Source organism: Anabaena sp. UHCC 0204, assembly GCF_009711975.1.
GTDB lineage: Bacteria > Cyanobacteriota > Cyanobacteriia > Cyanobacteriales > Nostocaceae > Dolichospermum.
The window spans coordinates 131971-154745 of sequence record NZ_VIKW01000007.1; the positions used below are offsets into that span (position 1 = coordinate 131971).

Annotated in this window: 18 protein-coding genes; 15 read left to right on the plus strand and 3 right to left on the minus strand. The window is 39.1% G+C overall.

Going from position 1 to position 22775, the window contains the following annotated elements; genetic code table 11:
• The first annotated feature begins 82 nt into the window (after positions 1–82).
• From FJR04_RS08085 to FJR04_RS08095, 3 genes are read left to right on the plus strand one after another with little or no spacing between them, the layout of a single operon-like run.
• On the plus strand, positions 83–1753 hold the full coding sequence (locus FJR04_RS08085; RefSeq protein ID WP_168493432.1) for a PfaD family polyunsaturated fatty acid/polyketide biosynthesis protein: 1671 nt from the start codon (positions 83–85) through the stop codon (positions 1751–1753).
• A 2-nt stretch (positions 1754–1755) separates the two neighbouring features.
• Entirely contained in the window at positions 1756–3273 is a 1518-nt protein-coding gene (locus FJR04_RS08090; RefSeq protein WP_168493440.1) for a thioester reductase domain-containing protein, read from the plus strand.
• Between the two features lie 53 nt (positions 3274–3326).
• Complete coding sequence (locus FJR04_RS08095; protein ID WP_168493442.1) at positions 3327–4118, plus strand: SDR family oxidoreductase; 792 nt, start codon at positions 3327–3329, stop codon at positions 4116–4118.
• A 96-nt stretch (positions 4119–4214) separates the two neighbouring features.
• Here FJR04_RS08095 and yidD read toward each other — a convergent pair whose 3' ends face one another.
• Entirely contained in the window at positions 4215–4721 is a 507-nt protein-coding gene (gene yidD / locus FJR04_RS08100; RefSeq protein ID WP_168493444.1) for a membrane protein insertion efficiency factor YidD, read from the minus strand.
• A 190-nt stretch (positions 4722–4911) separates the two neighbouring features.
• Between yidD and chlP the strand changes: the two genes are divergently transcribed.
• The 8 genes from chlP to FJR04_RS08140 all read left to right on the plus strand — a co-directional run bounded on the left by chlP (position 4912) and on the right by FJR04_RS08140 (position 16392).
• A complete protein-coding gene (gene chlP, locus FJR04_RS08105) occupies positions 4912–6132 on the plus strand; it encodes a geranylgeranyl reductase (protein WP_168493446.1) in 1221 nt (406 codons plus the stop codon).
• A 436-nt stretch (positions 6133–6568) separates the two neighbouring features.
• On the plus strand, positions 6569–8407 hold the full coding sequence (locus FJR04_RS08110; protein WP_254445233.1) for a fatty acyl-AMP ligase: 1839 nt from the start codon (positions 6569–6571) through the stop codon (positions 8405–8407).
• Between the two features lie 10 nt (positions 8408–8417).
• Entirely contained in the window at positions 8418–10226 is a 1809-nt protein-coding gene (locus tag FJR04_RS08115; RefSeq protein ID WP_168493448.1) for an acyl-CoA dehydrogenase family protein, read from the plus strand.
• Entirely contained in the window at positions 10192–10596 is a 405-nt protein-coding gene (locus FJR04_RS08120; RefSeq protein ID WP_254445234.1) for an acyl carrier protein, read from the plus strand. Before FJR04_RS08115 ends, FJR04_RS08120 begins: the two co-directional genes overlap by 35 nt.
• 91 nt (positions 10597–10687) lie before the next feature.
• Positions 10688–12151: an MBOAT family protein gene (locus FJR04_RS08125; protein WP_168493450.1), complete on the plus strand. Its 1464-nt coding sequence runs from the start codon at positions 10688–10690 to the stop codon at positions 12149–12151.
• A gap of 33 nt (positions 12152–12184) precedes the next feature.
• Complete coding sequence (locus FJR04_RS08130; protein ID WP_168493452.1) at positions 12185–13111, plus strand: hypothetical protein; 927 nt, start codon at positions 12185–12187, stop codon at positions 13109–13111.
• Positions 13112–13199: 88 nt separating this feature from the next.
• On the plus strand, positions 13200–14435 hold the full coding sequence (locus tag FJR04_RS08135) for an NAD(P)/FAD-dependent oxidoreductase (protein WP_168493455.1): 1236 nt from the start codon (positions 13200–13202) through the stop codon (positions 14433–14435).
• A gap of 148 nt (positions 14436–14583) precedes the next feature.
• Positions 14584–16392, plus strand: a complete 1809-nt coding sequence (locus FJR04_RS08140; protein ID WP_168493457.1) for an HTTM domain-containing protein — start codon at positions 14584–14586, stop codon at positions 16390–16392.
• A gap of 78 nt (positions 16393–16470) precedes the next feature.
• Here FJR04_RS08140 and FJR04_RS08145 read toward each other — a convergent pair whose 3' ends face one another.
• Complete coding sequence (locus tag FJR04_RS08145; RefSeq protein ID WP_168493459.1) at positions 16471–17214, minus strand: response regulator transcription factor; 744 nt, start codon at positions 17212–17214, stop codon at positions 16471–16473.
• A 143-nt stretch (positions 17215–17357) separates the two neighbouring features.
• Between FJR04_RS08145 and FJR04_RS08150 the strand changes: the two genes are divergently transcribed.
• The 3 genes from FJR04_RS08150 (at position 17358) to FJR04_RS08160 (ending at position 20410) form a co-directional block, all read left to right on the plus strand.
• On the plus strand, positions 17358–18431 hold the full coding sequence (locus FJR04_RS08150) for a YheT family hydrolase (protein ID WP_168493461.1): 1074 nt from the start codon (positions 17358–17360) through the stop codon (positions 18429–18431).
• An 81-nt stretch (positions 18432–18512) separates the two neighbouring features.
• Positions 18513–19226 carry a 4'-phosphopantetheinyl transferase HetI gene (hetI, locus tag FJR04_RS08155; protein ID WP_168493463.1) on the plus strand — a complete coding sequence of 238 codons (714 nt, stop codon included), beginning with the start codon at positions 18513–18515 and terminating at the stop codon, positions 19224–19226.
• 260 nt (positions 19227–19486) lie between these two features.
• Positions 19487–20410, plus strand: a complete 924-nt coding sequence (locus FJR04_RS08160) for a cobalamin-binding protein (protein ID WP_168493465.1) — start codon at positions 19487–19489, stop codon at positions 20408–20410.
• A 325-nt stretch (positions 20411–20735) separates the two neighbouring features.
• On the opposite strand, the gene FJR04_RS08165 is transcribed toward FJR04_RS08160, so the two are convergent.
• Positions 20736–22238, minus strand: coding sequence for a phenylacetate--CoA ligase family protein (locus tag FJR04_RS08165; protein ID WP_168493468.1), 1503 nt, complete (start codon positions 22236–22238; stop codon positions 20736–20738).
• Between the two features lie 131 nt (positions 22239–22369).
• On the opposite strand from FJR04_RS08165, the gene FJR04_RS08170 reads away from it, so the two are divergent.
• Positions 22370–22768: a response regulator gene (locus FJR04_RS08170; protein ID WP_168493470.1), complete on the plus strand. Its 399-nt coding sequence runs from the start codon at positions 22370–22372 to the stop codon at positions 22766–22768.
• The last annotated feature ends 7 nt before the right edge of the window (positions 22769–22775 follow it).

The window sequence follows — 22775 nt, forward strand, 5'->3', positions numbered from 1 at the left end:
ATCAACCCTCTTTTTCTATATCTCTATGTGAGGTAAATTCTTCATTTCACATCCTTTGCTTATAATTTGAGGAATAACTACCTTGACAACTATCGAGACGGTACTAAATAAACATGATAATGAACTTGGTTTTTGTACATTAATTAATCATCAAAACCAAGTTTGGAAAGGTTCATTAGATTGTGTTAGTTTTGATAAAAGTACCATCAAAGATAAATTACTAACATTAGATCAACCTTGCCATATTATTAGAGTCGGTGGAAAAATTGGTGTAACTAATGATGGTTACTTAACACCTACTGTTCATAGTTCATCAGCACAAGCTGAACTTTTGATATCAGTTCCACCTATTCACTTACAACAACTTGGGGACTTTAATTTTCTCACTACTCATGGTGTGAAATATGCCTATATGACAGGGGCAATGGCTGGTGGTATTGCTTCCGAAGAAATGGTAATTGCACTAGGAAAAGAGAAAATTCTCAGTTCTTTTGGTGCTGGTGGTTTACTTCCAGACCGTTTAGAAACAGCCATTAATACCATTCAACAAGCTTTACCTAATAGTCCCTATGCTTTCAATTTAATTCACAGTCCCAATGAACCAGCCATTGAACGCCGTGCTGTAGATTTATACCTCAAATATGGAGTCAGAACGGTTGAAGCATCTGCATTTTTAGACTTAACACCTAACATTGTTTATTATCGTGTTGCTGGTTTAAGTTTAAATTCAGCTAACCAAATTGAAATCAAAAATAAGGTCATTGCCAAAATTTCTCGTCGGGAAGTTGCAACTAAATTTTTGCAACCAGCACCCGCTAGAATTCTCAAAGAATTAATTCAGCAAGGATTAATTACGGAATTACAAGCTAATTTGGCTAGTAAAGTTCCTATGGCTGATGATATCACCGTTGAAGCTGATTCTGGTGGACATACAGATAATCGTCCTTTAGTATGTTTATTACCTTCAATTATTGCGCTCAGAGATGAAATTCAAGCACAATATAATTATTCTATTCCGATTAGAATAGGAGTAGCTGGAGGAATTGGCACTCCAGAATCAGCTTTAGCTGGTTTTATGATGGGTGCTGCTTATATAGTTACTGGTTCAATTAATCAATCTTGTGTTGAATCTGGTGCTTGTGAACATACTAAAAAATTGTTAGCGCAAGCAGAAATGGCGGATATGATTATGGCTCCTGCTGCGGATATGTTTGAAATGGGAGTCAAATTACAGGTTCTCAAACGGGGGACAATGTTCCCTATGCGAGCGCAAAAACTGTATGAATTATACCGCACTTACGACTCTATTGAAGACATTCCAGTCGCGGAAAAAGAAAAATTAGAAAGACAAATTTTCCGCAAAAGTATTGCCGAAGTTTGGGAAGGAACAGCCACTTATTTATCCCAGAAAAATCCGGAGAAATTGGGTAAAGCTGTTAATAATCCAAAACTAAAAATGGCTTTAATTTTCCGATGGTATTTAGGATTATCTTCTCGCTGGTCTAGCACTGGTGAAAAAGGTCGGGAAGTTGATTATCAAATTTGGTGTGGTCCTGCTATGGGTGGCTTCAATGACTGGGTGCGTGGTTCTTATTTAGCTGAACCGCATCATCGTCATGTGGTGGATGTCGCCGATCAAATTATGAATGGTACGGTGTTTTTATACCGCATTCAAAGTTTAAAAATTCAGGGTTTGCAAATGCCTACTAATTACGGTCAATATCACCCAGTTCCTTCTGCATTGGAGATGTAAAAATGAATTTAAAACAGTCTTATACTGCTGAAGATATTAAAGCTTTTTTAGTATCTAACTTGGCAGAAGTTATTGATGTTTTACCATCAGAAATTGATGTTGATGAAAATTTAGAAAATTATGGTTTGGATTCTGCCCAAGCCATGATTATCATCAGTAAATTAGAGCAGTTACTAGGATTTAAACCATCTCCGATTCTGCTATGGCATTATCCCAGTATTTCTGCACTTTCTCAGCGGTTAGCAGACGAATTCACTGAAGATGGTCAAGTTAAAGATGCTCATATCAACACAGGTTCTAGTGTTAATATTGCTCCTCCTTTTCTCGATTTAGCTGCTGAAGCTGTTCTTGACCCCACTATTCAACCTATTGGTGGTTCTACTGCTTTTGTAACTGACCCCAAAAATATATTTTTAACTGGGGGGACAGGTTATTTAGGTGCTTTTATTATCAAGGAATTACTAGCAGCAACTCAGGCAAATATTTATTGTTTAGTGCGTGCTGCTGATGTGGTAGAAGGTAAGAGCAAATTAGAAAAGAATTTGCAACAATATGCACTTTGGGACGAAAAATATAGCGATCGCCTTATTCCCATTGTTGGTGATTTAGCACAGCCTTTTTTGGGTATTAATTCAGGACAATTCCAAAATTTAGCGGCTAATATTGATACTATTTATCATAGTGCTGCTCTACTGAACTATGTGTATCCTTACTCAGCTTTAAAAACAGCCAATGTTTTAGGGACACAAGAGGTTTTGCGTTTAGCTTGTCAAACTAAAGTTAAGCCAGTTCATTATGTTTCTAGCGTTGCTGTTTTTGAGTCAACTGCCTATGCTGGTCAGTTAGTTAAAGAACAGGATGATTTTAATGATTGGCAAGGAATTTTTCTCGGTTACTCTCAAACTAAATGGGTATCGGAAAAGTTAGTAAAAATTGCTGGTAGTAGAGGTTTACCTATCAGTATTTATCGGCCTCCTTTAATTTCTGGAGATAGCACCACAGGAATTTGTAATACCCACGATTTTATCAATTTAATGATTAAGGGTTGTCTACAAATGGGATCTTTCCCTGATGTAGATTATATGCTAGATATGTCTCCTGTTGATTACGTCAGCAAATCTGTTGTTTATCTTTCTCTACAAGAAAAATCTGTAGGTAAAGCTTTTCACTTACAACATCCTCAACCTGCTTCTTTAAAATCTTTAGTTGATTGGGTGAGTTCTTTCGGATTTTCACTGAAGATGATTCCTTATGAGGAATGGCAAGCAGAGTTAATTAATAATGTCACTTCTCAAGATAATCCTTTATATACTCTGCGGCCATTTTTGCTAGAACGTTGGTCTGATGAACAAATCACTATTCCTGATTTGTATTTGCAAGCAAGAAGACCAATTATTAGTTGTGAAGAAACCCTAGAAGCACTCAAAGGCAGTTCAATTGTTTGTCCTCCTATTGATTCTCAATTGTTGATGACTTACACATCTTATTTAGTGCAAACTGGTTTTTTAAGTCTTGTCTAATGGTTTTGGCACGGTATTTCCGTGCCGATTCCTGTTAACTCACTTTTTCTAAAATGAACATAAAATGTCAAGGGACTGCACTAATTACGGGTTCAGCTAGTGGGATAGGTTATCAATTAGCTCGGATTTTCGCTGCTGAAAATTATAATCTTGTTTTAGTAGATAGGGACGGAATTAAACTCTTAGATATAGCTGCTGATTTTCAAAAAGAGTTCGGTATTTCTGTTATCAATATTATCAAAGATTTATCTATACCTACATCTCCTCAAGAAATTTTTACGGAGTTACAGCAAGCTGGAGTTAAGGTTGATATTTTAGTTAATAATGCAGGTTTTGGCAATCATGGATTATTTCATGAAACCGATTTAAATAATGAGCTAGAAATGCTACAAGTTAATTTAGTTTGTCTGACTCATTTAACTAAGTTATTTTTGAGAGAAATGGTTAAAGAAGGTAATGGAAAAATATTAAATGTTTCCTCTACTGCTGCTTTTCAACCTGGTCCTTTAATGGCGGTTTATTTTGCAACTAAGGCTTATGTGTTATCTTTTTCAGAAGCGATCGCTAATGAATTGGAAGGTACAGGTGTGACTGTAACTGTTCTTTGTCCAGGTTCAACTACATCTGCATTTCATGAAAGAACAGGAATGGCATATTCTAAGCTGCTTAAAGATAAAAAGATGATGGATGCGGAAACTGTAGCACAGATTGGTTATGATGCTTTGATGCGAAAAAAGACTATTGTTATTCCTGGTTTTATTAATAAACTAATGTCTAAATGTATTAGATTTATACCTAGAAAAATAGTTACAAAAATTGTCAGAAATATGCAGGAAGATAAGTAATTGGAAAGTCAGGAAGCTAGAGAAAAATATACTGGATTTTTAAGTTAAATTGTGTAATTTTTTTCCAGATAATTTCCTGTTTGTAATTTGGATTACTTACCAACTACATCCTCCACAATCTAGAAAACTACAATCAGCAGCACCACAATCTAAAGAACTACAATCAGGAGCGTTACAATCGGCAATAGAAAAATCAGAAGCTATATCTAATAATTCACCACAATCACAACTCAAATCGGCACAATCAAGACAGTAAATACTATTATTGTTGAAAAATGAGAAGTTTTGAGGAGTTTTTATTGGTGCTTTTTTAATATTTTCTGTTTCTTCATTTTCTTCAGGTAATTCTGGGTTTTCAATTTGCGATCGCCAAATTTGATTTGCCTGTTTGCAAGCTTGAAATCTTGCTTGGGACTTGACAAAAGCCGCTTTTAACCCATCATCAGCTATTACCCGCTTCACATATTGGGAACAGGATTCTCCACCATGTAACACACGATGGGCGCACCTAAAGCCTTTGTGGGGAGAAATGTATCTTTGATATCCTGTAATTGCTTTAATACTTATCTTTCGAGCAAAACTATCAAATTCAGAAGTTTGCATATTTAATAATTACTTATTCTTCTAGTTATCATTGATTAATCTTTACTCATAAAACCCAAAATATGTAGTTTTTATGTCAAAATGTTAAGGAATATTGCATTTCTATCAAAACCTGAAGCTAAAGAGGGATTTCAGCTAAAAGTCCGTGATAGGATGCTTTGGGAAAATATTGATAATTGGGAGAAAACCTTTGACACTACGGGTTGCTGTTGTTGGTTCTGGCCCAGCGGGTTCATGCGCTGCTGAAACACTAGCTAAAGCTGGGATTGAAACGTATTTGTTTGAGCGGAAGTTAGACAACGCCAAACCTTGTGGGGGTGCTATTCCCCTATGTATGGTGAATGAATTTGACTTACCTCCAGAAATTATTGACCGTCGTGTACGGAAGATGAAAATGATTTCTCCCTCAAATCGTGAGGTTGATATCAATTTAATAAATGAAGATGAATATATAGGAATGTGCCGCCGAGAAGTTCTGGATGGTTTCTTGAGAGACCGGGCGGCAAAATTAGGTGCAAATTTAATTAACGCCACTGTTCATAAAGTTGATATTCCCTCCAGCAATACCGACCCCTACACAATCCATTATGTTGACCATAGCGGAGAAGGGGTGCAGGGAGTTACTAAAACCCTCAAGGTAGATTTGATTGTTGGTGCAGATGGGGCAAATTCCCGGATTGCTAAGGATATGGATGCTGGGGATTACAATTATGCGATCGCTTTCCAAGAACGCATTCGTCTTCCCCAAGACAAAATGGACTATTACAACGACTTGGCCGAAATGTACGTTGGTGATGACGTTTCTACCGACTTCTACGCTTGGGTATTCCCCAAATACGATCACGTAGCAGTAGGTACTGGCACAATGCACATTAATAAAGCCAGTATTAAACAATTACAAGCAGGCATTCGCAACCGTGCTTCTGAAAAACTAGCCGGTGGTGAAATTATCAAAGTAGAAGCCCACCCCATTCCTGAACATCCCCGTCCTCGTCGCGTTGTCGGACGTATCGCCTTGGTCGGAGATGCTGCTGGTTATGTTACTAAGTCCTCTGGTGAAGGTATTTACTTTGCTGCGAAGTCCGGACGGATGTGTGCAGAAACCATTGTGGAAACTTCTAACAATGGAGCGCGTATTCCTACTGAAGCCGATCTAAAAGTTTACCTGAAGCGTTGGGATAAGAAATACGGACTCACCTACAAGGTATTAGATATTCTTCAAAATGTCTTCTATCGTTCCGATGCTACCCGTGAAGCATTTGTAGAAATGTGTGATGACATGGATGTACAGAAATTAACTTTTGATAGTTACCTGTATAAAACTGTAGTTCCAGCTAACCCCTTTACCCAACTCAAAATTACTGCCAAAACCATTGGTAGCTTAATTCGTGGTAACGCTCTAGCACCCTAATTCAATGTAACAAAGAGACGTTCTGGACGAACGTCTCTACAATTTTTTGCCGCTTCGAGATTTACCTTCAGCACTGATAAAGCTGAAAATTATATCACAAAAACGTAAAAATTTTTCCCTTACAAAATAAACTTCATCGAAAATTTATTTTTCGGTCATACATAAATACCCTGATAACCAAGAGAAATGCTTGTCAAATAGGACTTACGCACAGTAAATACCCTAGCCCAGGAATGGCTAGTAGGAATTAAATTTATTTTTTTAGTGAAAATACCGATAAATTAATTCAGTCAACCGCTATCTATGTCATGATTAAGTAAGATTAGTATAGAGAAAGTTTTATAAAGCAGATAGCTATACAGTATTACTCCGTACAGACGAAATATGTATAGTTTCAGGAATTTTTAGATTCCCCTAGTCTTTCGGAAGTAGCCAAATGACTCAAGACCTCGCTACCCAAACTTTGCCAATGACAAACATCTCCACCTTAGTCGAACTACTACGCTGGCGAGCTACCCAGGACATGGAAAAGCTTGCTTATATGTTTCTCGTGGATGGGAAAAAAGCAGGAGCAAGTCTAACATATCAAGAACTTGACCGCCAAGCCCGTGCCATAGGTGCTGTGTTACAGAAACATAACGCCAAAGGACAGCGGACATTATTGCTTTACCCGCAAGGATTGGATGTGATCGCCGCTTTTTTGGGTAGTCTTTATGGTGGAGCGATCGCCATACCAGTACCACCACCTGATGCTGGCAGGTTAAAACGGGCATTACCAAGGCTAAGAGCAATTGTGAAAGATGCAAATGCTGCCTTTGCTTTGACAACTCAACGTTTTTTAACAATTCTGCAAGAAGCGGAATTAGATTTTCCAGAGTTCCAACAGATAAAGTGGATCACTACTGAAGATATTGACTTGGAACTAGCAGATCAGTGGCAAGATCCGCAAATTACACCAGATACACTCGCGTATTTACAATATACATCGGGTTCGACTTCCACACCGAAAGGGGTGATGATCAGCCACCACAACATCATGCACCATTGTCACTACTTACAAAAAGCCTGTGGTTATGATGAGCAGAGTGTTTCCATCACTTGGATGCCTTACTTCCATGATTATGGACTAGTAGAAGGATTGACTGTACCACTCTACAACGGTCATCCTTGTTACGTCATGTCCCCCCTAGCCTTTATTAAACAGCCAGTACGCTGGCTTCAGGCTATCTCTCGCTATCGCGGCACGCATAGTCAAGCACCTAACTTTGCTTATGAGCAGTGTGTCGGACGTATTACCGAATTGCAAATGCAAAGTCTGGATCTCAGTAGTTGGGTAGCAGCAGGTAACGCCGCAGAACCCATCAATCCCAGAGTGTTAGAGGAATTCTTTGAGAAATTTGTAACTTGTGGATTCCGCTGGGAAACCTTCGCGCCGGCTTATGGATTGGCCGAAAATACGTTACTGGTGTCAACTAGTCCGAAAGAAGAACCACCGGTACTCTGTTTAGTCAAAACATCGGAAATTGAGAAAAACAAAATTGTTGAAGCCACCGCTTGGGGTGATGGTGTCAGGGCTATTCCGGGATGTGGTCAACTGGTGTGTGACACCAAAGTAGCGATCGTTAATCCTGACACCTTAACTCGTTGTCTTCCTGATGAAGTGGGTGAGATTTGGGTAGCTGACCCCAGTGTGGCTGATGGTTACTGGAATCGTCCAGAAGAAAGTGAAAGTACCTTCCGCGCTTGTATAGCCAATACCAACGAGGGTCCATTCTTACGAACAGGAGACTTAGGTTTCATCAAGGATGGGGAGTTGTTCATTACTGGCCGGATCAAAGATTTGATCATTATTAGAGGCACTAATCACTATCCTCAAGACCTAGAATGGACAGTGCAGGAAATACATCCTTGTTTACGCCCTGACTATGGTGCAGCCTTTTCCATCGTGGTGGATGCAGTGGAGCGACTAGTGATCGTCCAGGAAGTCAAACGCAATCCGGAAGAGTTTGTAGCCGATGAGGTAATTAACAGAATTCGGCAAGCGATCGCCGAAATTCATGAACTCCAAGCCTATGCGATCGTCTTAGTCAAGCCAGGTAACGTCCTCAAAACATCCAGTGGCAAGATTCAGCGCCGGGCTTGTAAAGCCAGTTTCCTTGCAGGTGAATTGGGCGTTTTAGCCGATTGGAGCGAAAACCCTAAATTTTGTGCCAGTTACCAAAAGTTATCAGAGGAAGTTGATTCCTTGCTGGATCAAGTGCAAGTTACCCACTAAGGAGAAAACCATGCAGCCACTCAAACAATTTTGGGTCGCCGAAGCACTAGAACGGGAATTAGGCGACCCTGGTAATCCAGACAATATCATGTCCTTCAAACAGGTAATAGACCTGGATGAAAAGGAAGAATTTCCTCACGAAATCATTAACTGGCTATACAACTGGAAACTCCAACACTACTACATCCCCACAGAATGCGGTGGTGAATTTACCAGCTTTGACGAGTTTATCTCCTTTGTGCGGGTACTTTCACGGCGAGATCAAACCGCAGCGATCGCCTTCACTACTATGTTTTGGTCATACTTAGTATGGATGGCAGGAACAGACGAACAAAAGCAAACCCTATCCAGCTTCATGAAAGATGCTAACGGGGCTATGTGCCTAGCCTATTCAGAAAAAGCACATGGTAGTGACTTACTCGCTGGTGATATGCAAGCCAGAAAAGTTCCCGGAGGCTACATCCTCAACGGAGAGAAATGGCCAATTAACCGCGCCACCATCTCAGGAGTTGCTTTCGTACTAGCCAGAACCGACGAAGCAGGAGGGGCTAGAAGCCTGTCCCTATTCATGGTAGAAAAGAGCAAAATTGACCCAGATCACTTTAGCAACCTCCCTAAAATCCTGACTCACGGGGTGCGTGGTTCGGATATGAGTGGCATTTGCTTCGAGAACTGCTTTATCCCCGAATCCATGCGCTTAGGAACAGAAGGACTGGGACTAGAACTAGCCCTCAAAGGCTTCCAAATTACCAGAGCCTTATGTGCCGCCTTTTCCCAAGGAGCAGCAGATACAGCCCTGCGTACTACCCTCAAATTTGCCATAGAACGTAAACTATATGGCAAAACAGTCTTCGATATGCCCCAACCTCAACGCACTCTCACCGATGGGTTTCTGGATATCCTTATTTGTGACTGTGCCACAATTGGGGTCGCTCGTGGATTTAACACCATGCCAGAGCAAATAAGCGTTTGGTCAGCAGTGGTGAAATATTTTGTCACCACCACCCTGGAAACAGTAGTCAACAATGTATCCGTTGTTCTAGGTTCACGCTTTTATATGCGGGACGCACACGACTGGGGCATTTTCCAGAAAGTGCTGCGGGATAACTCCATCATCAGTATGTTTGATGGCAGCAGCGTTGTTAATCTTCATGCGCTATTACTGCAACTACGGCAGTTAACCAAATCTCGCATTAGAAACGCTGGTAAAAGTCTAGAACACTTGGAAGCACGTCTAGCCACAACTTTTGACCTCACACAAACTTTACCCCCCTTCGACGGCAAAAAGCTGGAATTGGTCAATCGGGGTGGAGATGATGTTTTGCAAGGGCTAGAACTGGCATTGACATCGCTGCAAGACTTAAAAGCAGACTCTCACCTCGACCCAGATATTTTGTACCAAATCATCACCCTAAGTGAGATAGTACGGGAGGAGCTAAACAGTTTTGATGAGCAGATTACAGCTTCTACCTTCCAGTTTGGTCATGAGCAATCGCCAGAAGTATTTGATCTAGCGAAACAATACTGCGTCATGCACGTAGCGGCAGCTTGTGTGCATACGTGGCTTCATAACCGCAATCATCTGGGAGACTTCTTTGCTAATGGAGAGTGGTTAGCACTTAGTTTGCGGAAGCTAATGCTGACATTTCGCCCCGCTAAAGCATTGCCTGGACGGATTGATGATCGGGCTGTTACCCAAGAGTTAATCCGCTTGTACAACCAAGACAAGATGTTTTCCATAGTTCCTTTCCAACTAGCAAAATCTACACAACAGGAAACTACTAATGATGCAAGTCCAAAACTCCAACTCCAATCCTAATGCTATGAATGCTGTTGATACTATCCAAGGGTGGTTGGTTAACCAGATTGCTACACAACTGGGAATCAAAGCTCAAACAATCAAAGTCACTGAACCTTTAACCCGCTATGGTTTAGACTCCATTGATTCAGTCACAATCGTTGGTGATATGGAAGATTGGTTAGAGGCAGAACTTCCTTCCACATTACTTTGGGACTATCCAACTATTGAAAAGGCTGCTCAATACTTAGTAAATGAACTGAGTGTATTACCTTCAGAAACTACTGTCGCTGAACCAGTAGCCGCTACTAGCAAACCAAAAGAAGAAGCAGCAGCAGCTACCCAAGGTAAAGGCTGGGGCGGTCTTTGGAATAAAATTAGTGGTAGTTAATGTTGGGGATTGGGTAATAGATTCTTCCCAATTATCTATTACCCATTACCAATAGTTTTGCCATCATTTCACAGATTAGAGGAGTGGTGAATTGAATTTTTCGGAGTTTTCGTTTTGGTGGGTGCTACTCCTATTTTGCATCCCTTATTTTACAGTCCGCTATGTTGCCAAGTCCTTAAACCTGTGGAGAGATATTTTCGATACGGTTGGCTTGGTATCAATGTCGTTGTTCTTGTTTCTGAACGCTTCCAAATCTAGTTTTGTCATATTTATTTGCGAAATTATCTTCAACTACATGATGGTGTGGTTGATGTTAAGACAGGAAAAATGGCAAGCTAAGGCGATCGCTACAGTTGTCGTAGTAATTGATATCGCTATTCTGGCCTATTTCAAATATCTCAACTTCTTTGTTGAAGATGTTTTAGGTTTAATCATCCCAGGATTGGCAGAAAATTGGCAATCAAAGTCTATTCCTGGTATGGGTTCAATTCCACCAGGATTGTCATTTTATACCTTCCAAATGGTAGCCTTTGTGGTTGACTCCTACAAAAGCCCCAAAAAACAACCAATTGCAGCTTTAGATTATGCCAACTTTGTAGCTTTTTTCCCCCAAGTAGTAGCCGGACCAATTGAACGGAGAGCAGACTTGTTTCCGCAGATTGAAAAATTTAGATTTAAGTTGACTTATGATAACTTTGAATCTGGTTTTCGCTGGTTATCTCTAGGACTATTTATGAAATTTGTCCTCGCAGATAATATTTCTCCCTACATTAAAGTAGATCAAGTTGATAATCCTTGGTTAGTTTGGTTTTTTGCCTTTCTGTTTACATTACAAATTTATTTTGATTTTGGTGGATATAGTTTTATTGCTCTAGGGTTAGCAAAATTTTTAGGTATTAACTTAAGTCTTAACTTTCTTGCTCCCTATACATCCCAGAGTATTAACGAGTTTTGGCGGAGGTGGCACGTCACCCTCAGCACTTGGTTTCGGGACTATGTTTTTCTGCCTCTCATGGGTAAAAACATGAAATTAGCCCCATTTTATCTTTTTATTACATTTACCCTATCTGGTTTTTGGCACGGAGCAGCCTGGAATTTCATTCTTTGGGGAGCTTATCACGGGTTACTACTCCTCGTATTGCGCTATGCTGGACGACCTTTTTATAAATTTTTGGGACAGCAAAAGTTGCTGATGCCGCAGTTTATTTCCTGGGCTTTGACTTTTGGATCGATAATTTTGGGATGTCTGTTTTTTATGGAAACAAATACAGGACGTTTGCTAGAAAAGCTGAAAGTTCTGATCATTCCTTGGAATTATTCTCTATCTAATTTGGGTGAAGCTTTGACTTTCTTCAAGGGCAGTGAATCAGCAGCTTTGGCATTAACTTTGGTATTAGCAATAGGACTATTATTTATGGAACAAATTGGAGTTTGGCGACAAGGAGAAACTGAATATGATTTATTGATTTCTCCTTGGATGTCACGGATTTTGTTAGTGCTAACTATTTTGTTTGCTGCTAATACTCCCTCTCCATTTATTTACTTTGAATTTTAGAGTTATTAGTGAGTTGTCACCTGTCACCTAATTATGAACAAATTTTTCAGACTTTCTAGTTGGTTTGCGATCGCTGGTTTAACTTGGAGTGTTGGTTACTTCTACAATGCTCGTTATGGTGGTGAACTTAGTTGGTTGCGGATGATGTATGAACAGAAAATGGCCGTAGCTAAAGAAGTCCAAGCACCCCAACGGATTCTCATTGTCGGTGGTTCAGGCGCTCATTACACCGTTGATGCGAAATTGATGCAAGAGACATTAGGCATCCCTACCATCAACATAGCTACAGATGGACCAATTGGTTTAGATGTGATTTTGCCTAGTGTTGCTGATGTCATTAAAAAAGGCGATATCGTCTTACTTATTCCCGAATATTTATTATTACTAGATAAAGATGGTTTTGGCGATCGCTCTGGTCAATTTGGTGTGTCTATTGGTAAACCCGGTTTAGGAAATATACCCCCCAAACAATTCGCTCAAGACTTAATGTTATTAGGTATACCCACCCTAAAAGCTGCAACTAAATCATCCTTAGATGTGGTGGAAAAAGGCCGTTTAACAGGTTATTATTCTGACCCCATCACAGCTAATGGCGATCCGACAGTCATGAAAAAACGCACTAACAGCGAATGGTGGTCATTGACAATTAAAGAGAGCGTTTCTCCCCACTCTCTGCGGCGAATTCAGCAATTTAAACAAGAAGTTGAAGCCAAAGAAGCAACTTTGATATTAGGGCTTTCTTGGATTTATGGTAGCACAGATGATAAAACTCTTGATAATATCCGTAAAACAGCAACAGAATTAGGCAAAATTGCCCCGGTACTTTATGACAAAGAAACCTTAAATGTGAAGACTGATTCTAGTTTATTTGCTGATACTCATTATCATCTTAATCCTGATGGCCGTCGTACTCGCACAAGTGAACTTATTGAGCAGTTTAAAGCTGCAAATATCAAATAATAGCTGATTTTTATTTCGCGCCAAGTCGCAAAGGAGCAAAGTCGCAAAGGAAGAAAGGAGGAAGGGAGTAAAATATTAATTATAAATTATGTATGAGATCAAGGATAAGTTTTTTAGACAAGGGAAACTGAGAAAAAATACAATTACTGATTTTCCGGTGCGGATTTGTATTTTGGGTGGTGGTTTTGGTGGGTTATATACGGCTTTGGAATTGAGCAAAATTAATCAACTTCGTCAACCTGATTATGAAATTACACTGGTAGAAAAAAGGGATCATTTCTTATTTACTCCTTTGCTCTATGAGGTGGTGACTGGAGAATTACGTAATGGGGAAATTGCACCTACTTATAAAAAGTTGTTAGCTGATAGTGAAGTTAAATTTTGTCAAGCGGAAATTCAAGGTGTTGATTTAGAAAACAATAGCGTAAAATTACAAAATGGCGACATAATAAATTACGATTATTTAGTGTTGGCTGTTGGTAAAGAAACAAGATTAGATATAGTCCCAGGAGCAGCAGAATATGCCCAAACTTTTCGGAGTTTAGAAGATGCTGAATATTTAAAGGAAAAGTTGCGGGTTTTAGAAGCATCTGATATTCCTGTGATTAGAATAGCGATCGCCGGAGCTGGTCCTAATGGTGTGGAAATAGCTTGTAAATTGGCAGATAAACTGAAAAAACGCGGGGAAATTCGTCTAATTGATCGCAGTGATGAAATTCTGAAAACTTTCCCCCCAGGTTGTCGAACTGCATCATACAGAGCTTTACTAAAACTGGGTGTGCAGATAAATTTACGTACTAATATTGAAGCGATCAAATCTGATCAAATTATTCTCAATTACGAAGGAAAAACTCAGCAATTCCACACAGATTTAGTTTTGTGGACAGGTGGAAATAAATCAATTCAATGGATAAAAGAGCTAAATTGTCAACATAATCAACAAGGACAATTAATTGCTACTCCAACTTTGCAACTAGCTGGATATCCCCATATTTTTGTATTAGGAGATTTAGCAGAAATTCGAGACATTAAAGGTAACGAATCTCCAACTACAGCCCAAGCAGCATTTCAACAAGCTCCCTGTACGGCTCGTAATATCTGGGCAAAAATTACAGGACAGAAATTAAAGTCATTTAGCTATTTATATTTGGGAGAAATGCTAACATTAGGTATTAAGAATGCTGTAATTTATAGCTTTGGTATCACCCTAGATGGTAATCTAGCCCGCATCATTCGCAGAGGAGTGTATATTCAACGTTTACCAACCCTGAAACACAAACTTCAAGTAGCCAAAAGATGGATATTTGGAAGAATGAGAAAATAGGAATCAGAAGTAAAAACCGCTTAACTTTTGAAATTTAGTCCTCCAACATTTTATAAATCCAAAATTTATTGATATTCTTCCTTCCTTCTTCCTTCTTCCTTCTTCCTTCGTGTACTTCGTGCCTTCGTGGTTCATTAAATAAAAAATTATGATTACTCAACAAAAAACATCCTGGAAAAAAAAATTAGAAACAGTTTTAGGACTAGATTTGCGATCGCTTGCAGCCTTTCGCATCGGTATTTCCTTAATCATTCTCACAGACTTATTGACTCGGTATAGTGATCTCACCCCTCACTATACAGATATCGGTGTACTTCCCCGTACCTTACTCCAAGAAATCACTAAAACGGGACATTGGTCTTTACATACTATCAGTGGTGAACCGATTTTTCAGATTTTATTATTTATCATTGCCGCTTTTTTTGCGGTTTTGATGTTAGTAGGTTATCGGACTAGAATTGCTACTATTGCATCTTGGGTATTATTAATATCCATGCACAATCGCAATCCAGCTTTGATTTTTGCCGCAGATGATGTTTTACGCGCTCTCATGTTTTGGGCAATGTTTCTACCTTGGGGCGCTTGTTATTCACTTGATAGGGCTTTGAATACTTCCCAACGTCAGTTACCAGAAAAAGTGTTTTCCGGTGCTACTTTGGCGTTGATGTGTCAGCAGTGTTTTATTTATATATTCTCAGCCGCTATCAAAACAAAAAGCCCGACTTGGACTGATGGAACTGCGGTTTATTATGCTTTGAGTTATGACCAATATGTAACTTATTTTGGTTATTTTCTCCTAAATTTTCAGCCAGTTTTAAACATCTTCACTAAAATTACTTTGGTGCTGGAATGGATAGGTCCATTAGCAATATTCGTTCCTGTTCGGAATAGTTTATTTCGCTTGGTTGCAGTTCTGACTTTTATCGGACTTCATGTAGGATTTGGCTTAACTTTAAATATCGGGATTTTCCCATTTTTGAGTTCGTTTAGTTGGTTGGCTTTTCTCCCTAGTGAGTTTTGGAATGGTTTGGAAAAACGTCTACAAACTCCAGCCCGTCAAGGATTAAAAATTTACTTTGATGCTGATTGTGGTTTCTGCAAAAAGGTAGTGCATATATTACGAACGCTGTTAATTTTGCCGGGAACACCTTTATTAATGGCGCAAGAAGACCCTGATATTTATGCTGATATGCAAACTCATAATTCTTGGGTAATTGAAGATTATCAAGGAAACCGATATTTTAAGTTTAAAGGTATTGTTTATGTGGTGAGTTTGTCGCCGATATTTAGATTTTTAGTACCTTTGCTAAATTGGAAACCAATCATGGCAGGGGGAACAAGGTTTTATGAAGCGATCGCCATTAATCGTAAATTAGCTGGTAATTTCACCAAACCTTTGAAATTTCGTCCTCTGGAAGTTCGTAATTCTCGCTTTTTGAATATTCTGGCTGTGATGTTGTTAATTTACGCTTTTATTTGGAATATCCAAAGTTACGCTCCTGATTTATTCAAACGCAAAATCTGGAAAAACACTGAAGTTCTTGGCAGAGTGACAAGACTTGATCAATCATGGAGTATTTTTGCACCTGGACCACCTCAAGATGATGGTTGGCATATTATTCCCGGCCGTCTTCAAGATGGAACGGAGGTAGATATTTTCCGCAGTGGAAATCCTGTGAATTGGGATAAACCTAGTCTGGCTGTCAGAAGTTCTATTTATCGTAATATGCAATGGCGTACTTACTTTATTAATCTTAATCGAGCGATCGGTAAAAAGCTTTATCCTTTCTATGGAAAATATCTCTGTTACGCTTGGAATAGTCAACATCAAGGTAATCAAAAATTAGAGAATCTGGATATTTATTTTATGGATGAGCGTACTGTTCCTCCTGGTGAAAAACAAACTGTTGAAAAAAAGCTAACTTGGCAGCAATCTTGTACTGATCTTCCTATGTAAAAACATAAATTGGCACTCTCTGAATTACTTCAGAATAGAGTGCCAATTCATTAAATCAAAAAACTATGTAGCGTTAGTTTATTCAACTACTGTAGCGATAGTTCCCTCAATACCAGGAGGTACACTAGGTAACTCTAGACAATATCCCGCACCATAAACAGTTTTAATGTAGCGTGGATGACGAGGATCGGGTTCGAGTTTAGTCCTCAAGTGGCGAATATGTACCCGAATAGTCTCAATATCATCATCTGGATCATAACCCCAAACTTCTCTGAGGATTTCGCTAGGGGAAACAGTTTGTCCATGACGTTGTAGTAGACAGTGCAGTAACTCAAATTCCAAATGAGTCAGTTTCACTGTTGCTTTGAACCATATCGCCTCAAACCTTTCGGGAACGAGGGTAAGCGGTCCATAGTTGAGAATTTCACTATGTTTTGCAGCTTGGGGTATCCGGTCAGTGCGTCGCAGCAAAGCCCGCACTCGTGCCAACAATTCTTCTACCTCAAATGGTTTGGTAAGGTAGTCATCTGCACCAGCATTAAACCCTTCTACCTTATCCTGAGTTTGGCTTAAAGCAGTCAACATCAACACGGGAATCTCGGCAGTGCGTTCATCCCGACGAAGGCGTTGGCAAACTGTAAACCCATCTACTCTAGGTAACATAAGATCGAGCATGATTAAGTCGGGTTGTAGCTGGAGAGCCAGTGCCTGACCTTTGATGCCGTCTTCGGCTTGACTAACATCATAGCCCGCCATTTCCAAGTTGACGGCAACAAGTTCTGAAATCGCTGGGTCGTCGTCTATGACAAGAATCCTCGGCATTCTTAAAAAATTATGACTACTTTATTTAGGGATAAATAGAACCTTTGATATATACAAAGATTACCACCTCAATTATAAAAAATATTTTAAATCTAATATAAATATTAAAATTAAATGATTGTGAAGTTCGTTATACTATAATTATGTATAAATACGAGTATTTACCGCCCTATTTCTTGCAAAATGGCGTGACCATGACGGCTTATACAGCCTTATGGGCTAATCGTGATTGGGAGAGCAAAATTACTCACCTAGAACCAAAATATCACGAAGTCATCTTCACAGGTGGTCAAGGTGTGCCAATTTTTGGGAAGGTCGCTATCCCTGCAAATGCTCATAGCACCATTGTTGGCACTTATGGCATTACCGGAGAATTAGATCAGCAATGGTTTTTGCGAATTTTGGGATGTAAAGCTTACGCCCAAGGCTATGCGGTGGTGTTATTTGATTGGCGGGCCCATGGTAAAACCGCAGAATTATCACCAACATTAACTTCCGACGGTTTATATGAAGGGGAAGATTTTGTCAAAATAGCCGCAGCAGCCGCCAAAATGGGTTGTCCGCCACAATTTTGGTTTACAGGTTATTCTTTAGGGGGACAATTGGCACTTTGGGGAGTGAAAGCCGCAGCAGATTTAGCACCCAAAGATATTGATATTGCTGGTGGGGCGGTGATTTGTCCGAGTTTGGATTCACTGCGATCGCTCACCTATTTAGTAACACATCCTTTTGGCAAATATATCGAATCTCGCATTGCGAAGGAATTAAAAAAACTCGCCTGGAAAATTCATGCTGCTTATCCTGAATCCCTTAATCCCGAAGCCATTGCCAGGGCTAATAGCATTTGGGGATTTGACGAAGAACTCGTTATTGAACGCTTGGGGTTCGCCACCGTCGCCGATTATTATCAAGCCAGCAGTGGTTTAGAATTGTTACCGAAGCTATCTAAACCAACCTTAATTTTATACGCTGCTGATGATCCATTGTTTGATCCAGCAATTATTCCTGATTTAGAAACAGCCGCTTCCCAAAATCCCGTCATAGATTTATTACTCACACGCTACGGCGGCCATGTTGGTTACCTAAGTAGCAAAAAATGTCAAAATCAATATCAAGATCCTGATCAATGGTGGGCTTGGAATCGCGTTTTAGAGTGGATAGAAGTCAGTCGTAGCCAAAAAATAGCAAAAGTTTCCATTCAAAAAACTAAAGTTTAAATTCCTACTCGCCCAAAACCTCTTCTGGAGTTCCCTATTCCCTTGTCATAACGACAATTGTTAACGCCTACCTACTTAACTGTGTTTGATTATAACTGGCTACCTGCACCAAAAACATTAAATTTATTATCTGATGATGTGCATATTTGGCGGATTAATCTTCAGCAATCAGAATCACAATTACAATCTTTGCGGGAAACCTTATCTAGTGATGAAATTGCTCGCGCCGAACGGTTTTATTTTCCTGAACATAGTCAGAGATTTATTGCTGGACGTGGCACTCTCCGCGCCATCTTGGGGCAGTATTTAGGAATTGAACCCAAACAAGTAGAATTTGAATATCAGCCCCGTGGTAAACCTCTATTAGCGGCTAAATTTGCTGATCAAGGATTATTATTTAATTTATCTCACTCTCAAGATTTAGCTTTGTGTGGAGTAAGTTATCAACATCAAATTGGTGTAGATTTAGAATATTTTCGCACTATGTCCGATTTAGAAAGTCTGGCTAAAAGATTCTTTTCACCTAGAGAATATGAACATCTGCGACTAATTTCTCCAGCGGAAAAACAACAAACATTTTTCCGTTATTGGACTTGCAAAGAAGCATATTTAAAAGCCACAGGAGATGGGATAGTACAGTTGGAAGAAATTGAAATATCTTTGACAGCTAATCAACCAAGTCAATTACTTGTATCAGGAAATTGGAGTTTAAGAGAATTAACACCAGCCGATCATTTTGCCGCAGCGGTTGTAGTTGCAAGTAGCAATATGAATTTGCATTGTTGGGAATTTTGATAAAATCAAGCGATTTCTTGGTGTTTCTCCTTCCCTCTCTCTACTAGTGATGCTGGCTACGCTTGCATTCAGGGATACACGAATTAAATCAGATGACTATAGAGAATATACAGCTAGAGAAAGAGATTCTTCTTGATAAATTATGTAAGAATAAGAATAGGAATAAGAATAAGAATGTATGTTAACAAAACTTAAAAATATTTTCAATTCTGAATTCTTAAATTCTAAACTCCTATCCGGAATTAGGGGGTGAAACTATCATGAATAACAATATAAAAATTGTCTCTTTAGTTCCTAGTGCGACGGAAATAGTTGCTAGTCTAGGTTTAGCTGATGCTATTGTCGGGCGATCGCACGAATGTGACTATCCTCCAGAAATACAAGACCGTCCTGTTTGTACAAAACCTCGCTTTAATGCCTACGCTTCCAGTAGCGGTATTCATGATCAAATTAATGACCTCTTACAATCAGCCTTGAGTGTCTATGAAATCAAAGTTGATGTTTTAGAGAAATTACAGCCTACACATATAATCACCCAAGACCAATGTGATATTTGTGCAGTTAGTTTACCTGAAGTGGAACAGGCTGTTAGCAAACTCATTAACTCTTCACCCCGGATTATTTCCTTACAACCGAACACACTAGAAGACGTTTGGGCTGATATTGAACGAGTCAGTCACACCTTTAATGTAGACTCACTCAAAGTGCTGGATAATTTAGAAGCCCGTGTCAAAATTTGTCAAAGCAAAGTTCAAGGACTATCCGTAGCAGAAACACCCAAAGTCCTTTGTATTGGATGGACTGAACCTTTAATGACAGCCGCTAACTGGATTCCCGAATTAATCAATTTAGCCGGAGGACAAATATTATTTAGTCTTGTAGATAGGCCGCCTTCTTATATACAATGGGAATCACTAGTAGCAAATAATCCTGATGTGATTATTTTTATGCCCTGTGGTTTCGATTTGCAAAGAACTCAGCAAGAAGCTAAATTATTAACTCAACATCCACAATGGGAAAAACTTCATGCTGTCCAAACCGGTAGAGTCTTTATTACCAATGGTAGTGCCTATTTTAACCGTCCTGGACCCCGATTAGTTGATTCTGTGGAAATCTTAGCAGAAATCCTACATCCAGATATCTTCGACTATGGTTATGAAGGTAGTGGTTGGCAAGTTTTGTAAATAGGGCTAGAAGTAGGGGCGCAGGGCCTGCGCCCAGTCACGAGTCACGAGTCAGAAGGAAGAAGGAAGAAAAATTAACGTAAGTTGCTAGTTAGAGAAATTTTCAGAATCAGGTGGTTATCGAGCGATCGCCTGCGTGGCGTAGCCATAGTCGAGATAATGTTCAGGATTGAAGGATGTACAGGATGAAAAATGGAATTTTATCACCTTGTTTGTGTAGTAGTGATTTATAATCGCCAGAAACTTCTCTTCTTCTGCTTCTTTCTCCTTTCTCCCTATTCCTGAATGGGCGCAGGCCCTGCGCCCCTACCTCCTGACAACTGACTTATTTAATGGTATATCTGTGTTTCACACCCACAGGAAAATATTCAACATCACCAGTAGATTTTAATTCTACTAGAGGGGTTTGATATTGTGGTGGAACATAATTAGCAAATTCACTATTCAGACGCAACAATTGAGTAAGAATAGCAGCAGTAATAGATAATCTTTTCTCTTCTTGCACTTCTATTCCTGGTGCTAACTCTACTACCACAGATAAAAAACGGTTTTTGTCTATATCCTCTTTTACCTGTAAGACAAATTTACCCGTTACCCATTCTCTAATAATAGGTTGTTCTAATCCTACCGTCACATTTTCTGGATAAATATTTGCGCCAAAATAGGAAACTGTAAAGTTAGAACGTCCAAAAACATAGACAAAAGGTAATTGATGAATTCCGCGATGATTTCCTAATTCTTTTAGGGGATCAAAATTCCAATCTGCTAAAAACTTTAGCATTTCTTCGTAAGTAATTAAGCCACCATTATCCAAAATATTATATCTAATTAAAGGAATACCATTATTTCCCGAAAATAGTAAATTTCCCTCTTCAACTTCAAAGAACCGACTGCAAGGATCATATTGGACTAAAGTAGGTAAACGCGACTCTCCAAATAATGCTTTCGCTGCTTCAGGTGTTGCTGCTAAAAACCGACGAATACAAATACTTAAAGGTGTTTCATTTCCTAAAACTCCCGCGTCTGCTGTTCCATACATAGAAGCAAAATCATGACAGGGATTTTGAGAACCTATCCTTTGGGCTACTAAATTTCGCCATTCTTCACTAAATACTTCTCCTGCCATAACTAACTTAATTTGATATTGTCCCCACTGCATACCATTGGCAATACCTGTATCAATGACATCTTTGAGAAATGGTGGATATCCTAATAAAACAACTTGCTCAAAATTACTGCCTAATTCTTGCACAATTCGCAAAATTTCGGCTTTATTGTTGCCTGGTGTAATGACGGTAATCGGATAACCTTTAACGGCTAAATGACGACAACAATTAGTAGTGAAAATTCCTCCTACCCAAGTTCCCAAACTAAAACAAACTACTGCTAAGGTTGTTTTATTATCTGCATGAAAACTATCATGAAAAATCTGCTCAAACCGGGTGGCTATTTGTAGTTCGTCGGTGAAAAAACGTGGCCAAAATGTGGGTTTACCTGTTGAGCCAGAGGAAGCTGCGATCATATCACAGCCTCCTATTTTTCCATAATAACACAATTCATGTAGAAAATAACGAGATATATAATTTTCTTTATTAATTTTTGGTAAGTTCTGGAAATCCTCTAAAGTTTGAATAGTATCAGGTTGAATTCCTGCTGCTGCTAGAAATTTTTTATATGCGGGTACATTAGTGGCTACATTCTGAAATAGATTAAGAATTGTTAATGCTATTTGATCATCGGGATACTGTTGAAGTTGCTGTTCTAGAGGTATGGATACAAACTCTATGAGTTCTTGAATTGCTTTTTGAGTTTGTGATTGCGGTTTCATGATATTATATATGACGACAAAATGAGTTAAGATAAAAATATGTGACAAGTGCAGCTTTTGACATTAATTATTATATCTTCAATTTGTGTAATCGGTAATTCCTATTTTTAGCAGAATACCCACTTAATAATATGGATTTTGAATCTTCTTCTGTGCCAGCGAATCGTCTTCTAACTATCCTTTTAGCTGAAGATAATATCATTAACCAAAAAGTTGCTTTAATGAATTTGAAAAAACTAGGCTATAAAGCTGAGGTTGCTACTAATGGTTTAGAGGTAATTGCCGCAGTACAAAGTCAAAGTTATGATGTAATTCTGATGGATGTGCAAATGCCGGAAATGGATGGTTTAGAAGCTACTCGTTGGATTTGTCAACATTTTTCTAATCAGCAAAAACCCCGAATTATTGCTATGACTGCAAATGAAATGGAGGGTGATAAGCAAATTTGTTTAGATGCAGGAATGGATGATTATTTAACTAAACCGTTAAATTTAGAATCTTTAAAACAGGCTTTAAGTTGGGTTAAGTAAAGTTTGT